Source organism: Streptacidiphilus albus JL83 (assembly GCF_000744705.1).
GTDB lineage: Bacteria > Actinomycetota > Actinomycetes > Streptomycetales > Streptomycetaceae > Streptacidiphilus > Streptacidiphilus albus.
Window position 1 is genome coordinate 7,427,526 of sequence record NZ_JQML01000001.1, and the last position, 14,335, is coordinate 7,441,860.

Annotated in this window: 11 protein-coding genes and 1 pseudogene; 4 read left to right on the top strand and 8 right to left on the bottom strand. The window is 70.9% G+C overall.

The window, feature by feature from the left end:
- Positions 1-134: 134 nt before the first annotated feature.
- Positions 135-851: a 1-acyl-sn-glycerol-3-phosphate acyltransferase gene (locus BS75_RS32500; protein ID WP_160312299.1), complete on the top strand. Its 717-nt coding sequence runs from the start codon at positions 135-137 to the stop codon at positions 849-851.
- A gap of 40 nt (positions 852-891) precedes the next feature.
- On the opposite strand, the gene BS75_RS32505 is transcribed toward BS75_RS32500, so the two are convergent.
- On the bottom strand, positions 892-2,346 hold the full coding sequence (locus BS75_RS32505; RefSeq protein ID WP_034090793.1) for a cytochrome P450 family protein: 1,455 nt from the start codon (positions 2,344-2,346) through the stop codon (positions 892-894).
- 34 nt (positions 2,347-2,380) lie between these two features.
- The gene (locus tag BS75_RS32510) at positions 2,381-3,841 is read right to left on the bottom strand and encodes a lipase family protein (protein ID WP_052069938.1); all 1,461 of its coding nucleotides are present in this window, start codon (positions 3,839-3,841) and stop codon (positions 2,381-2,383) included.
- 638 nt (positions 3,842-4,479) lie between these two features.
- Between BS75_RS32510 and BS75_RS32515 the strand changes: the two genes are divergently transcribed.
- Positions 4,480-4,800, top strand: coding sequence for a hypothetical protein (locus BS75_RS32515; RefSeq protein WP_034090794.1), 321 nt, complete (start codon positions 4,480-4,482; stop codon positions 4,798-4,800).
- A gap of 94 nt (positions 4,801-4,894) precedes the next feature.
- On the opposite strand, the gene BS75_RS32520 is transcribed toward BS75_RS32515, so the two are convergent.
- From BS75_RS32520 to BS75_RS32530, 3 genes are read right to left on the bottom strand one after another with little or no spacing between them, the layout of a single operon-like run.
- Positions 4,895-5,494: an HAD family hydrolase gene (locus BS75_RS32520; protein WP_034090795.1), complete on the bottom strand. Its 600-nt coding sequence runs from the start codon at positions 5,492-5,494 to the stop codon at positions 4,895-4,897.
- Positions 5,495-5,540: 46 nt separating this feature from the next.
- On the bottom strand, positions 5,541-6,815 hold the full coding sequence (locus BS75_RS32525; RefSeq protein ID WP_152646163.1) for a cytochrome P450: 1,275 nt from the start codon (positions 6,813-6,815) through the stop codon (positions 5,541-5,543).
- On the bottom strand, positions 6,812-8,407 hold the full coding sequence (locus tag BS75_RS32530) for a prenyltransferase/squalene oxidase repeat-containing protein (RefSeq protein WP_152646164.1): 1,596 nt from the start codon (positions 8,405-8,407) through the stop codon (positions 6,812-6,814). The genes BS75_RS32525 and BS75_RS32530 overlap by 4 nt, the downstream gene beginning before the upstream one ends.
- 553 nt (positions 8,408-8,960) lie before the next feature.
- Between BS75_RS32530 and BS75_RS32535 the strand changes: the two genes are divergently transcribed.
- Positions 8,961-10,025: a lipase family protein gene (locus tag BS75_RS32535; protein WP_231607955.1), complete on the top strand. Its 1,065-nt coding sequence runs from the start codon at positions 8,961-8,963 to the stop codon at positions 10,023-10,025.
- A 170-nt stretch (positions 10,026-10,195) separates the two neighbouring features.
- The gene (locus tag BS75_RS47165) at positions 10,196-10,369 is read left to right on the top strand and encodes a GntR family transcriptional regulator (RefSeq protein WP_081982821.1); all 174 of its coding nucleotides are present in this window, start codon (positions 10,196-10,198) and stop codon (positions 10,367-10,369) included.
- 230 nt (positions 10,370-10,599) lie between these two features.
- On the opposite strand, the pseudogene BS75_RS32540 reads toward BS75_RS47165, so the two are convergent.
- The 3 genes and pseudogenes from BS75_RS32540 to BS75_RS32550 all read right to left on the bottom strand — a co-directional run.
- A pseudogene (locus BS75_RS32540) lies at positions 10,600-11,421 on the bottom strand (5-methyltetrahydropteroyltriglutamate--homocysteine methyltransferase); the annotation flags it as partial.
- Between the two features lie 500 nt (positions 11,422-11,921).
- Positions 11,922-12,917: an RCC1 domain-containing protein gene (locus tag BS75_RS51695; RefSeq protein ID WP_052069942.1), complete on the bottom strand. Its 996-nt coding sequence runs from the start codon at positions 12,915-12,917 to the stop codon at positions 11,922-11,924.
- Between the two features lie 52 nt (positions 12,918-12,969).
- Positions 12,970-14,310: a hypothetical protein gene (locus BS75_RS32550; RefSeq protein ID WP_152646166.1), complete on the bottom strand. Its 1,341-nt coding sequence runs from the start codon at positions 14,308-14,310 to the stop codon at positions 12,970-12,972.
- Between the last annotated feature and the right edge of the window lie 25 nt (positions 14,311-14,335).

Consider the following 14,335-nt stretch of genomic DNA (forward strand, 5'->3'; position numbering starts at 1 on the left):
GGATCGGGGGATTGATGAGGGAATCCTGATGTGCCACCATGAGCCATGGCAAGCGGGTCGGGAACAGTGCCCGCCCGCGAATGGAGAGGGTGGCTGCCTTGAGTACGGTCAGGCCTAATTTTCGGAAGTGGCTCATGGACACGTCGCGCGATATCGCGGCGGATCGCCTGCTCGACTGGATGATCGACACGTATTTCCGGGTCGAGGTCTCTGGATGGGAGAACATCCCTGATCAGGGCAGTGGGATGCTGGTGGCCAACCATTCGGGCGCATGGGCTCTGGATGGATTCGTCCTGCACCGCATCCTGGAGCGCGGATTAGCCAGGCGCGTCCAGATCCAGGCTTCGGAGATTATTTTCCGGTTCCCGGTGGCGGGTGCCGTCTCGCGCCGCGCGGGAATGGTCGGATCGGATCCCACGCTCGGCCTTTCGACGCTGGGTTCCGGGCAGCTGGTCGCGGTCTTCCCCGAGGGCTTCTCCGGTGTGGGCAAGGGATTTCAGTACCGCTATCAGCTGCAGCGTTTCAGTGAGGGTTTCGCGGTGACCGCGATGCATGTCGGGGCGCCGGTTGTCCCGGTCGCCATCATCGGAGCTGAGGAGGCGCTTCCCAAGGTGGGGGAGGTCCCCGGGCTGGCTCGCCTGCTGGACCTGCCCTATGTTCCGGTCGTTCCCGCCTTCCCGCTGCCTTCGAAGTGGCTGATCCGTTTCGGGGAGCCGATGCCGGCCCCGGCACGGCCCGATGCGTTCGCCGAGCGCGCGGAGGCGGCGAGGCTGTTCCGTGACCAGGTGCAGGAGACAGTGCAGGCGATGGTGGACCGCGAGCGGCGGCGACGGGTGAACGCCTTCTGGTGACGGCCGGGCCGGGCGGACGGGGCGCCCGGTCGACCCGCTCTCAGCGGGCAAGGCGGTCAGCCGTCCGCTGCATGTCGGCGGCGGCGGCGAAGCAGCGCTCCGCATGGCCCAGCAGCACCATGCGGAAGTGCTCCCCGACGGCGTCGTTGTTCCACTCGCTGGACTGCGCGCACTCCACCAGTGCTCCGGCCTGTTCTTCGAGGCGGCCGGCGGTCCGGCGGGCCAGCGCCGCATGATGTGCTGCGGCGTGGTCGCCGTCCCGCAGCGACAGGCCCACGGCGGCGCCGACGCTGACGCTGCCGTCGGCCTGGAAGCCCGAGCGGTCGGCCAGGGCGATCTTCAGGGACTGCGGTTCCAGCGCGTGCGGGAGCCGGTCGGGGTGGAGTCGTGGCGCGTAGAGCACGGGGTGCAATGACTGCGTGAGCGCGCCGAGGAAGGCCCGGGTGACGGCGCGGGCGGCCTCGGCCGCCGGACACGCGGAGGGATGCGCGCACAGCGAGGCCGACCCGTCCGACTCGTCCTGCCAGCCGTCCAACTCCCGCAACCAAGCCGTGGAGTGGAGGATTTCCGTCCCGGCGCGGACCGCCATCCCATTCCATTGGAAGGGCGAACGGACCCGGTGCACGGTGGCGGCAAGCGGTGGATAGTGCCGCAACGCCATGCCCAGGGCCCGCTCCACCGGGTCGGTGCCCGCGACCGGCGGCAGGACGGCCAGCAGCGCGAGGGCCTGCGCAGCGCTCTCGCCCACTGCCCCGGAAACCAGCGCCAGGACGTGCGCGAGCACCGGGACGGCCTGCTCGGGGCGCGCCCGGGCGTCGACGATCCGGGCAGCGGCGCCCTCCGGGGCGGACAGGTAGGGGACCAGGCGCCGGTACAGGGCCTCGGCCAGGTTCTGTTCCCGTCGCGAACCGCCGGCCTGGATCATCGCTGTCAGGATCTCGCTGAGCAGGGTGTCGTCTGCGGCCGCAGCGCCGAGGACCGCGCTGCGGGCCAACCGCTGCGTGATCCGGCTCCACTGGGGCCACGGCAGCGTCCCGTCCGCGCTGCGCGCGGCCGCGGCCTGGTCCACTGCCGCCCGGACTGCGGGCCCGACGGACCCGGCGAGCTCCTTCCCCGGCAGCGGGGGTGCGGCGTGGGCGGAGATGCCGTAGCGCCGCCCCGCCGCGGTCAGCCCCACCGGCGACTCGCAGGCGCCCGCCGAGTGGACCTGGCCGAGCAGGCCGGTGGCGACCTCCTGGGACAGCGGCGTCAGGAAGACGCCGAACGGTGTCCGCAGTTCCACCAGCTCGTCCGAATTGGTGCGCCTGAGGTGAACGAAGAGCTGCCGGGTCAACTCCTCCCGGGTCAGCCGGCGCAGCCCCAGGGCACGTGCGGGCAGGTCGATCCAGGGGATTCGCTGGACCGCCAGGGCGGTCCCGAACAGGACGCTCTCGATCGGCCAGGCCGTCTCCGGGCTGCGGGGAACAGCGGCAAGGGTGCGTGCTTCAACGGTCATGGCCCGCCTCATCTCGGATCGACCCCGTCCCGGCTCACCGGTCGCGCAGTCGGTAGAGCTGGTTGCCGACGACGGTGCCGTCATAGGCGCCGATCAGGTCGTTGACCCGACGGCGGTACTCAGGCACCGACTCGCGCAGAGCCGTGGCGTAGGACTGCGGGGCATGGGACAGCGGATAGTCCTGTGCGTCGTCGAGCCAGGCCAGCTCGACCCAGTCCTCGGGAATGACAGTCGGCGAGGCCGGGCCGCAACCGTCCAGTCCCGGGATCACGTCGTGCTCGTTGACCAGGCTGATCACCTGGGTCCTGCCGTCAGCCGGCCGCTTGTTGTCGATGGGTGATCCGACCGTGACGACGTGGGTGAGCCGGTAGGTCGCCACGAAGTCCACGTCCATGGCCAGGTTCATGGCGGTGATCCCGCCCAGGCTGTGTCCGACGACCATCAGCGCGGAGCCGACCGGAACCCCGGCGCGCCGCAGGACCTGCTTCACGGCCCGGGTGTAGGTGGTGTCGGTGCGCAGCAGCCCGTCCATGGCACCGACGACGTCCTGGGGCGTACTGTTGCGCAACCGTGCGAAACTCGTCCCGGGCAACAGCAGCGCGTACCGGACCGCACCGTCCTGGCAGGCGACCCGGCGCAGCAACGCCAGGCCGTGGTTCCCCAGGGCGGCGATGTCGTCGACGTAACTGACGATGTCGTTGCTGGAGCGGGCCAGCACCCGGGCCAGGATGGCATCGGGCTCAGCGCGTTCAGCGCGTCCCGGGCCCGGGTTCAGCCAGCCGATGAGCGAGCTGGACAGGCCGAGGAACGGATCGGTGGTCGGCACTCCTCCAGCCAGCGTGACCCAGGCGAAGTCGTCGTTGAAGGTGTTCTGGTCGAGCAGGCTGGCAAGCGCGAGCAGCTCCATGATGACCGGGCTCACCGTGGTCAGCGCCCTGGTGACGCCGAAGTGCTCGGCCAGTGCCGCCGCTGCCCGCAGGGTCTCCCACGGCCGCCCGGCGAGGGCGGCGTCAGCGAGCCTGCGTGCCTGGGGCGAGTCCAGGTTGGGGTTGTCCGCGGCGGCGGCGTTGATCCGCATCGCGAACGCGTCCACCGCCATGGCGATCGCCGCCGGTCGGCGGCCCGACACACCGGCCACCGCCCGCGCCGACTCCCCGACCAGGCCGCCGTGCGCGTTGAATCCCAGCCCTGCGGAATTGGTCAGCGCCCGGACGGCCGAGCCCACGACCCCCAGCGCCCACAGCGGCTGCCGCGCCGCCCGCAGCGGGAAGCGCCAGTCAGTCAGCGCGGCCGTCACCTCGCCACCGGCCTGCTTGGCTATCAGCGCGGCGTCAGCGAGCAGTACCGACGCGGAGAGCAGGAGCTTCGGATCGGTCGTGGCCGACTCCAGGCCAACGGCGACGGCCTCGCCACCTCCATGCCCGGTCCGCACCGGCGTCGGCACGCTGTGCTGCCGGGCGGTGGTCTTCTTCGGTTTCGGGGCACGGGATTCCATGCGCATACACCTCGTCCCTAGACTGCCGTCACATCAGCGAACCAAACGATGTCCACACGTGAAGACTGGGGTGTAGAAGGACTTCGGGGAATGGATCGCAGGTGAATACAGCCCATCAGGTGACTGCGCGACCAGGCGTTCTATTGCGCGGATGCGCGGCCGCGCAACGCGCACTGGTTGACGTTGCGGGCGTCGGGACCTCCGTGGCATCGCGCCCTGTGGACAAGGGAACTGAGCGCGGATAGTGGCTTGAGGGAGCGCAGTATGCATTCGGTACGCAGGGCGCCGGCTCTGGGGGTGTTGGGCCGTTTCTCCCGGGCGATGCCCCTGTGCCTTGGAATGACCCGCGCCCGGCCGCCGGCCCACGTGCGTACGGGAGGTGGCGTCGCGTTCGGGCTGCGAGCCAGCCGCATCCAGTTCGTGCCGGTGCTGGAGGAGATCCGCGTTCGCCTCGCAAAGGGCTGCCCCATGCCTACGAGGACATGCCTACGCGGACCACAGGAGCGATCCGCGCAGCAACCACGTGCGACAGCATGGGGATTCGGCACGCCAGCTGAGGAGTCCGCCCGTCGGCCATACGGCTGATCTCAGCGGCGCCGGGTTGTATCCACGGCGCGACGCTGTGTGAACATCTCTCCATGCGTTGCATCCTCATCACCGCACTCATTGCTGCTACCACCTTCGTCGGAGTCGCGACCGCGCCCGCGCAGGCCAACACCGGCAACGTCGTGGTCTTTTCGACGGAGCTACAGCCGCTGACGGTCTATGCGAACCCGCACGGCTGCCACCGGCTGTCCCACCTCGCCCATGAACTCAACAACGAGACCAGCAGCGACATCCGGCCCTTCGGTGACCCCTTCTGCCACATTCCCGCCGCGTTGTCGCACAGCAGTGACGGCACCCTCAAGGCCGGGTACGGCACGCATGTCCCCGGGGCGGGCAGCCTCTCGGCCAAGTGATCGACGGCCAGGTGTCATCGGCTGGTTCAGCCGGACCGTCATCACCGGATCCGCCCCCGGCCCGCACTGCGCAGCGGGCCGGGGGTGGGCTTGTTCAGGCGCTCCGCCAGGGGTGGTGCCTGACGTCGAGGACGTGCATGCCGGCGGCCGTGGCGGCGGTGACGCCCTCGTCGGTGTCCTCGTGGGCGAGGCAGCGGCCGGGTTCGGCGCCCAGCAGGCGGGCGGCGCGCAGGTAGGCGTCCGGGGCGGGTTTGGTCCGGGTGACGTCGTCGCGGCCGATGACGGTCCAGGGGAGGTCGTCGAGCCCGACGACGGTCAGACCGTGTCGGACGATGTCGCTGTAGTTGGCGGAGACGACGGCGAGGGCGGCGTGTTCGGCGGCGGTGCGGGCGGCGGTGGCGGCTGCGGGGATGGGTTTGATCCGGTCGGTGTTCGTGAACCAGTAGGCACGGGCCACTTGGACGAAGGTGTCCTCGGGCAGAGCGGCTGGTGGGATGGCGAGGCGCCGGCGCAGTTGGCCGGCGGTGAAGGCGGGTTCGGCGGTCAGCCAGGCGAGGGTGACGGTGATGCCGTGGGCGGCGAGTGATGCCTGCACCGCGCCGTTGTTGATGTCGGCGGTGTCGGCGAGGGTGCCGTCGAAGTCGAACGCGTAAGCGGCGTAAGCGTGGTGGCTCGCGGGTGTCGTCGTCGCCACTGTGGGGTCGTCCCTTCCTGGTGGGGTCGGCTGCGGGTGTGGCGGGTCAGGGGGTGAAGTCCACGGGGAGGTGGATCGGACCGTGGATGACCCGGTGCTGGTGGGTCGGGATCTCGTCCGGGTCGGTGGCCAGGCGCAGGTCGGGGAAGCGGCGCAGCATCGTGGTGAGCACGGTGCGCAGTTCGATGCGGGCGAGTTGGTCGCCGATGCAGTGGTGCGGGCCGTGGCCGAAGCTGAGGTGTTTGGCGGCGTCGGGGCGGTGGGGGGCGAAGTGGTCGGGGCCGGGGAAGCGGTCGGGGTCACGGTTTGCGGAGGGCAGGTGGAGGACGACCCGCTCACCGGCCTGGACGGGCCGGCCGGCGAGGGTGAGGGGTTCGCGGGCGACGCGCAGCAGGCCGAATTGCAGGACGGTCGCGTAGCGCAGGGTTTCCTCGATGACACCGTCGACGAGTTCGGGCCGGAGACGCACCGTGTCCCACAGGCGGGGCGGGCGCAGCAGGAGGAGGGCGGCGAGGCCGATGACGTTGGCGGTGGTCTCGTGTCCGGCGATGAGGATGAGTTGGGCGAGGGCGGCGATCTCGTCATCGGTCAGCGTGGTGTCCGATGCCTGGGCCCGGATGAGGCCGGAGAGCAGGTCGTCGGCGGGCGCCGACCGTTTGGTGTGGATCAGGTGCAGCAGGTAGGACTTCATTTCGGCCTTGCTGGCCAGGAGTTGCTCCCGGGTGCGGTCCAGGGAGAGCAGTTCGGCGGTGAGGCGCTGGTACTGGTCGCGGTCGGTGAAGGGGACGCCGAGGAGTTCGCTGATGACCAGCGAGGGGACGGGCAGGGCGACGGTGGTCATCAGGTCCGCTGGGCGGGGCGTGGCGGCCAGGGCGTCGAGGTGCTGGTCGACGATGTCCTGGATCCGTGGGGCCAGGAGGTTCATCCGGTGGGCGGTGAACTGGCCGTTGACCAGGCGGCGCAGTCGGGTGTGTTCGGGTGGGTCGCTGGTGAGCAGGTCGGAGGGGCGCAGCGCGGCCATTTCCTCGGTGGTGATGAGGCTGGCCCGGATGTGGGAGTTGAGGTGGGGGCGCCGCGAGCTGAGCCGGGGGTCGGCGAGGGCTGTGCGGACGTCGTCGTAGCGGGTGACCAGCCAGCCCGGCGGGCCGTCGGGGAAGGCCAGCGGTGCCACGGGCAACTCGGTGCGCAGGCGCTGGAACTCGGCGGGTGGTTCGAGTGGGGAGGGCCGGTCGACGGGCAGGAGCCGGGGCTGGGGTTGGGGCTCGCGGACGGTGGCTTGCGGCCCGGGGGCGCTCCTTGCCTCTGTCTGGTGCTCGCTCACCGCGTCTCGTCGCTGTCGAAGCCGGCCAGGGCGAGCAGGACCCAGATGTCGGTGAAGACCGGCGCGTCGAACAGCAGGGGGCGGGGTGCGACCTGGTCGGGCAGTGCGGTGAAGGTGCCGTCGGGTTCCTGCCGGGACAGCAGGTGGGCGATGCCCGCCCGCACCACGGGGTCCTCCTGCGGGCACCGGTCCATGGCGGCGAGGGCGAGCAGCGAGTAGCAGGTGCTGCTGGTGTCGCTGGCATCGCCGGGCCGGTAGCCCCAGCCGCCGTCCGTGTTCTGCGCCTGGGCGAGGAACCGGTGGGAGGCGGCGCTCGCATCGGCGATGCGGGCCTTGAGAGTGGTGCGGGTCGGCTCGGGTATGGAGTGCAGCGCCCACATCGCCCGCCAGATCGTGTTCGCCTCGCTCAGGCTCCAGCTGCGCTCGAACGTGCCGTCCTGGTGCTGGGCGTCCAGCAGCCAGCGCGCCGCACCGTCGAGCAGGTCGCCGTGGCCGGTGGCGTTCCAGGCCAGCGCGCTGACCGCGCCGCCGGTCATGCCGACCTCGGAGGGATCGCCCTTCATGTAGGTCGGGAACCCGCCGTCCAGGCCGGCGACGCCTCGGAAGTACCCGCCGGCGCGCACCAGGGCCTCCCGGTGACGCACTGGGTCGACGGCGGCCAGGCACGCGGCGGCATACGAGCTGGCGTCCACGTCGCTGTGCCGCATGTCCTCACCGAACGCCCAGCCGCCGTCCGGCATCTGCCGGCCGATCAGGTAGTCGCACATGCGGTGCAGCAGCCCGCGGTCCGCGCCCGCCCGGGCCAGGGCCAGACCGGCAGGCCCGGTGCTGAAGACGTCCAGGTTCGACATGCTCGGCACGCCGCCGTCCGGGTCGCGGCACGCCAGCACCGCGGCCACGCCGGTCTCGACCAGCCGGTGGCCGGGGGCGAACTCCTGGACCGCCAGCAGCGCCAGCAGGTGCGCAGCAGTGTAGTTCTCCCATACCGGCGCCCGGCTGGAGCCCAGCAGCTCCAGCAGCCGCGCCCGCTCCCCGTCATCGACCTGGGCACCTTCGCCGAGGCCGTGCGCGACCAGGATCCGCACACTCAGCATGATCATCTCGATCCAGGTGACCGTGTTGTCTGCTCCACGGTCCGCCGTGCGGTGCGGGCGCAACATCGACGCCTCGAACGGAACCGCCCCCGCCACGGCGAGGTACACGTCGAACAGCAGCCGCTTGCGCGCCAGCGAGAAGTGGTCGAACCCGGCCAGCAGCTCACCGCCCACCACATCGACGCCGATCCTGCGGCCGTGCAGGACCGCCTGCACCAGCGCCGCATCGAACCCGCCGGCCTGCGCCTGCGGCGTGGCCAGGTACTCCGCCAGCTCCTGTTCCTGCCGGACATGGCCGCCGCGCCGGCGCAGCAGCACGAGCATCAGCGCCGACTCCAGCGCCCGGCTGGCACAGGGCCTGCGCACCGCGCCGTCGGCACCGACGGCCGCGCTCAGGCTCGCGCACACCTGCTCCCGCGCGGCCGCGAGCCCACCGGCCGTCGGCTCCAGCCCGCGGGCCAGGCCCGGGCCCGCCATCCCGATCTCGCTTGTCGTCACCGTCAGCCCCTCGCTTTCCCCGTTCCGCGTGACACGGCTCATTCCGGATCGCTCCGCTTTCCAACAGCCGTGCACAATCGGCTGTCAGGACCGTGCCAACAAGAACGAGACAAACCCACACCGGCGCCAGGGCCCGGTGGATCTTCGGAACTGACGCCAAGAAGTCCGACATGCACCGCCGAATGAACGAATGTGACCATCTGCTGCCGGCAATCGCATCATCAGCGACCACGGTCCCTCCCGTCTGGATCACCGAGTGTGCGGACCGGCTCTGGCCCCCGTGCGCCCGTTGGAGTTGCTTGTACGACACGGCGGCCGATCTCCATCGCCGGTCGTCGTTCTTCGGGTAGCTGTGGATCCTCCCCCTCTTCCATGGCTAGGAGTCCGCGTGCTGTGTCGTCGTGTTCCGGGCAGGCGTGCCGTTGCCGCGGTCGTCGCCGCTGCCTGCGCTGTCGTCCCCCTGGCGCTGCACTGCGGTGCGGCAGCAGCAGCGGCATCGGGCCGCCCGGCGTTCTACGAGCCGCCGGCGCATCTGCCCGCGCACGACGGTGATGTGATCCGTTCGGAGCCGGCCGTCTTCTACCTGGATCCCCTCAAGGTGGTCAGGGTCGATGTGAGCGTCGAGCGGATCATGTACCGCTCCACCGACCGCCTCGGGAACCCCATTGCGGTCACCGGCACGGTCCTGGTCCCCAGGGCCGCGTACCACGGCCCGCGGCCGATCGTCGCGTTCGCCCCCGGTACCCAGGGGCTGGCGGACCAGTGCGCCCCCTCCCGCCAGATGGCCGCAGGGACCGAGTACGAGGCACTGCCCGTCAAAAGGCTCCTCGACCAGGGCTGGGCCGTGGTGGTGACCGACTACCAGGGGCTGGGCACGCCCGGAGTCCACACCTATATGAACCGCGTCGTGCAGGGCCACGCCGTCCTGGACTCCCTGCGCGCAGCCCAGCACCTACCGGGCACCGGCCTGCCCGAGGACGGCCCGGTTGCGCTCTACGGCTACTCGCAGGGTGGCGGCGCCACCGCCTCGGCCGCCGAACTCGCCCCCACCTACGCGCCCGAGCTGAAGATCCGAGGCGCGGTCGTCGGGGCTCCGCCCGCCGACATGGACAAGGTCGCCGGCAGCCTCGACGGCTCGGCCTACTCCGCGTTCTTCAACTACGCCCTGTCCGGTCTCGCCGCCGGGTACGGCATCAACACCGACCCGTACCTCAACGCGTACGGTCGCAGGGTCACCGCCGACCTGCGGGACAACCTGTGCACGACCCAGGCCATCGCCAAGTACCCCTTCCTGCAGTCCCGCTTCCTGACCGCCGACGGGCGCCCGCTGACCGAACTCCTCAAGCACGCCCCCTGGGCCGCGATCGTGGCCCAGCAGCAGCTGGGCAAGATCAAGCCCACCGCGCCGGTCCTGCTGTCCGCCAGCGTCCTGGACGACGTCATCCCGTACCAGGTCAGCAAGGACCTCAACACCCGATGGTGCCGCCTGGGCGCGCGGGTGAAGTTCACCCACAACTACATCCCCGGCCACATCGCCGCCTCGGCCGGAAACAGCAGCGAAGGTGTCCCCTGGCTCGTCGACCGCTTCGCCGACAAACCCGCGCCCACCACCTGCTGACACGCGACCGGGGCCCGAGCTGTCACCGGTCACCGTGGGGGACTGGGTGAGCGTGCCGATCAGCGCGCCACTGGGAGGGCTCGCAACACTGCCGGCGCCGAACGTGGGTCGGCTTGTGTCCGAAATGGTGCTCTTGCGTGCCCTGGGACCGTGCACGACACAACTGGCGCATGGCGACGATGAGCGAGCAGAGCACCGATTGGCGTCCCGTGCACGAGCGCATCGCGGCGGACCTGCGGAACGGGATTCTCTCAGGCGCCCTCCCGCCGGGCTCCCTCCTGTCGGAGACTGAACTGCAAGGGCGGTTCGCGGTCGCCGGTGCGGTCGCGGCGCAGGCGCCGTAGTTCGCCCTGGATGCGGGTGTTGCCTGCACTGCTCGAAATGTCATCGCTGCACGTCATGCAGCGCAGGGCAGGCGGGCAGGCCCGCCGACCGTCAAGTCAGCGGGCCCGGGATCGGGCGAAGGGGGCGTCGACACTGGGACGGAGGGTGTTGTCGCCCGACGTCGGTGGGTGCCCTTCACGCCGTCCGGTCGCTGCGGGTCTTCGCCCGGTCGTCGACCACGTCGTCCCGGTTAGGCTCCCAGCTGCTGCGCGGCGAGCGCGGTGCCCTCGACCCGGGCGCGGATCTTGGCGAACGCGGTGTCACGGGAGGTGGAGCGGTCGTCGGCGAACGGCGAGAAGCCGGCGTCGTCGCAGGTGCCCAGCTGCTCCACCGGGATGTGGCGGGCGGCCTGCAGGACGCGGTCGCGCACCTGCTCGACCGTCTCCACTTGTGGGTCGATCGGGTCGGTCACTCCGACGAAGACCCGGATGCCGGGCCGCAGCTGTGCGGCGATGATGCCCAGGACCCGGTCCGGGTCGGGCTCACTGGCCAACTGGAGGTAGAAGTTGCCGACGGTGAGGCGGAACAGGTGCGGCAGCAGTTCGGCGTAGTCCACGTCGAGGCTGTGGGTGGAGTCCTGGTCGGCTCCGGGGCCGGTGTAGACGCCGATCCGGGCGCGCTCGGCCTCGGTGAAGCGGGACAGCACCTTGTTGTTCAGGTCGACGAACTCCCGCAGCAGCTGACCGCTCGGGTCCAGCTTGAGCGTCAGGCGGGCTTCCTCGAAGTCCAGCTGGACGACGTGCGCGCCCGCGTCCAGGCAGCCGCGGATGTCCGTCTCCGCCTCGCTGGCCAGGTCGTCGAGGAACTGCTCGCGCGGGTAGCCGGCGACCCCGCCGTGCGGGTACAGCAGGCTCAGCGCGGAGGGGGCGGCGACGGCCTGCTTCACCGGAAGCTTCGTGTGCTGCTTCGCGGCCCGCAGGTACTCCTCCGCATGGATCTTGTAGCGGAAGGGCTCGGAGACCAGACGGGGCAGCTGTCGGGTGTGGCCGTCGGCGAACGGGATCACGGCTCCGCGGTCCGCCCGGAGCCCGTCAGAAGGTCACTTCGACTCGGGCTTGACGGGCAGAGGCCCCCGCGCCTCCAGGCTCTCCGCGAGGGTCTTCAGCTCCTGGGCGCTGCCGATCGCCTGGATCAGGCGCTGGCGGATGAGTGCGCGGGTCTCCTCGCTGACGACGCCCTGTACCGAATCGGCGAGTTCCCCGCAATTGTTCGACGTTGTGGCCCAGGCGGCGGTCAGGCGGCGGTCAGGCCGGCGAGGGCGACGTCGCGGCAGCGCGCTGCTGCGGAACCCGATCCTCCCTGCGGGCAGAGTCGCCGCAGGGAGGACCGACCAGGCGCCGTCGCTCCGGGTCCCCTGAGCGAACGCCTCTAGGCTTCACGCGCGGCCTGCATGCGAGCTACCTGAGTGGCGGCCTGCGAGTTCCCGTGTGCAGGCGATGTGCACGCGGTTGCCCCGGGGTGCGCAGCCCGCAATGCCTGGGCTCGCGGCCTCGGCTTGGTGCTAGGGGGTGGTCACTGCGTGGGTTGTGGGTCGCCGCGGAGGGCGAGGGAGTGGTAGGCGCCTGCCGAGATGGCCTGGATCTTGGTGTTGGCCTGGGTGGGGACGGTGGTGAGGGCGTTGGTGTTGATCTTCCATTCGATGGCGCGGCCCGTGTCGAGCAGGGCGGTGATGGAGCCGTATCCGGCGGCTACCTGGGTGACCTTGGACTGGGCGAGTGCGGGGACGGTCTGGTTGGCCACCTTGCTGCCCCAGGCGTAGACCCGGCCGCCGACGACGGCTACGGAGAAGTCCTTGCCTGCCGCGATGGCGGTGGCGGTGCCGGACTTGACCGCTGCCGGGACGTCGGTCTGCCTGTTGCGGTTGTCGCCCCAGGCGATGACCTTGCCGGTGTCGGTGAGCGCCAGCGCGTGGTAGGCGCCTGCGGCGACGGCGGTGATGTGGGCGCGGGCTTCTTCGGGGACGTCCGTCTGCTGGTAACGGTTGTCGCCCCAGGCTGTTAGGCCTTCGTCCTTGAGGGCGAGGGAGAAGAACTGTCCGGCGGCCACGGCGGTGACGCCGGACATGGCTGTCGCGGGCACGTCGGTGGAGCCGTAGCGGTCGCTGCCCCAGGCGATCACTGCGCCGTCCTTGACCGCGAGGGAGTGCAGGTAGCCGCCGGCGATGGCGGTGACGCCGGAGGAGAGCTGGGCTGGGATGTCGGTCTGCTGGTAGAGGTTGCTGCCCCAGGCGGTGACGGCGCCGTCCTTGAGGGCGAGGGAGTGGAAGTCCCCGGCGGCAATGGCGCTCGCGCCCTGCTGGACGGCGTCGGGGATGGTCGCCTGGCCGTAGGTGTTGTCGCCCCAGGCCAGGGTGGACCAATTGGTGGCGGCCTCCCGGTGGCGGGCGGTGTGGGCCGTGGCGGTGGCGGGGTGGCCGATGGCTGCGGACGAGCAGAGTGCGGTCAGGGCGAGCAGCACGCCGGACAGCGCCCGCAGGCGTCGGCGACCGGGGCGAGGGGGCGTCGGCATGGGGTGCCCTCCTTCTCGATGGGTACAGGGCGCGGAGGCGTTGGGGGTCAGGTCAGCCACGGTCTGCTCCTCCGGCCGGGGCACCCTGGTCGTTGGGGGTCACTGCGGAGGGGCGGTCGGCGCGGCAGCGGGCCAGTTCGCCCGTGGTGAGCGGGCCGGTGCGCTGGTAGACCTTGTCCGCGATCTGCGGGGAGGGGTAGTCCAGGACTGTGTAGAGCCGCCAGTCCAGGTTGGGGTCGGTCGGGGCGGGGTTGGAAGTGAACCAGCCCTCGGTGCGCTGCCGTCCGCCCTGGGTCTCGAACCAGGAGGCCTCGCCGGGATGGACCACCTCTTTGACGGTGCGTTCGGTGGAGGGGCTCCAGGCGGGGGTGGTGCCGGTGCCGGTGGTGAACTGCTGGTTCATGTTGGAGGCGGCAGCGGTGGCACTGACCGGTGGCAGCCCGGCGGCGGCCGGGAGGTCGCTGATCGTGCGCCCACCGGTCTTCAGCGGCCGCTCGCGGTCCAGCGTGGCCCGGGTGCAGTTGATGTAGGTCTCATCTGCCTGCCGGGCGGGCTCGTAGTAGGAGAAGGAGTAGTCGTCCAGCGGGGTGAAGCTGCACCGGGTCGCGTTCGTCGCGCATTCGGTCACGGCCTGGCTGACGGGGCGTGCGTCGTTGCCCCTGAAGGCGACCGAGGGCGGCAGCGCGCCGGAGCGGATGGTCTTGTCCACCGGAGGCTCCACCTGGACCGCTTTCAGATTGGCGACCAGCGGACCGCACTGCCCGCCGTTCGTTCCGGTGCCGTTGGCCCCGCCGTTCGGGGTCGCCGGGACGGTGGACACGAAGGTGAGCAGCGGCTCGTACTCGTCCGCGGTGAAGGTGTAGCTGCGTCCGGTGCGCCACACGCCCCTCTTGGTCGTGCCGAACTCCTTGTCCGGGTCCGGCTCGGTCAGCTCGCTCTGGACGGTGCCGCCGGAGCCCTGGACCGTGTAGGTCTGGCCCTGTTCGACCGAGCGCGCTGGGCAGAAGGAGTTGGTACCGGGGCTGTCGTCGAAGGTGAGGGTCACCCTGGCTCCGGGGCGCACGCCGCGCAGCCGCTGCTTGAAGGCGTAGTCGGGACCCGACTGCCGCAGCATCACGGCGTTCTTCCTGGCCGGGTTGCCCCAGTTGGGGCCGGCGTAGCGCCAGACGCCCTGGGCGGTTCCGGTGCCGTTGTTGGCGGAGGTCGAACCCACCGACCAGCCCGTGGGACTGGTGGTGCTGCTCGCCGTGAACGCGGGGAGGCTGAAGTCGCCGTTGACCAGGACGACTTCGGTCGGCTGTTGCCGCTGCTGGGTAGTGTGCTGAGCGAAGGCGGGGCAGGCGGGCAGGGCGGCCAGGCCCAGGCACAGGGCAGCCACGAGGGGTCGTCGCAAGGCGGCACGGTTCACGGTCGGCTTC

Bases quoted from the DNA above. Each gene is read 5' to 3' on its own strand.
- BS75_RS32505 (WP_034090793.1), bottom strand. From the start codon at position 2,346: ATGACCGTTGAAGCACGCACCCTTGCCGCTGTTCCCCGCAGCCCGGAG.
- BS75_RS51695 (WP_052069942.1), bottom strand. From the start codon at position 12,917: ATGCCGACGCCCCCTCGCCCCGGTCGCCGACGCCTGCGGGCGCTGTCC.
- BS75_RS32510 (WP_052069938.1), bottom strand. From the start codon at position 3,841: ATGGAATCCCGTGCCCCGAAACCGAAGAAGACCACCGCCCGGCAGCAC.
- BS75_RS32515 (WP_034090794.1), top strand. From the start codon at position 4,480: ATGCGTTGCATCCTCATCACCGCACTCATTGCTGCTACCACCTTCGTC.
- BS75_RS32500 (WP_160312299.1), top strand. From the start codon at position 135: ATGGACACGTCGCGCGATATCGCGGCGGATCGCCTGCTCGACTGGATG.
- BS75_RS47165 (WP_081982821.1), top strand. From the start codon at position 10,196: ATGGCGACGATGAGCGAGCAGAGCACCGATTGGCGTCCCGTGCACGAG.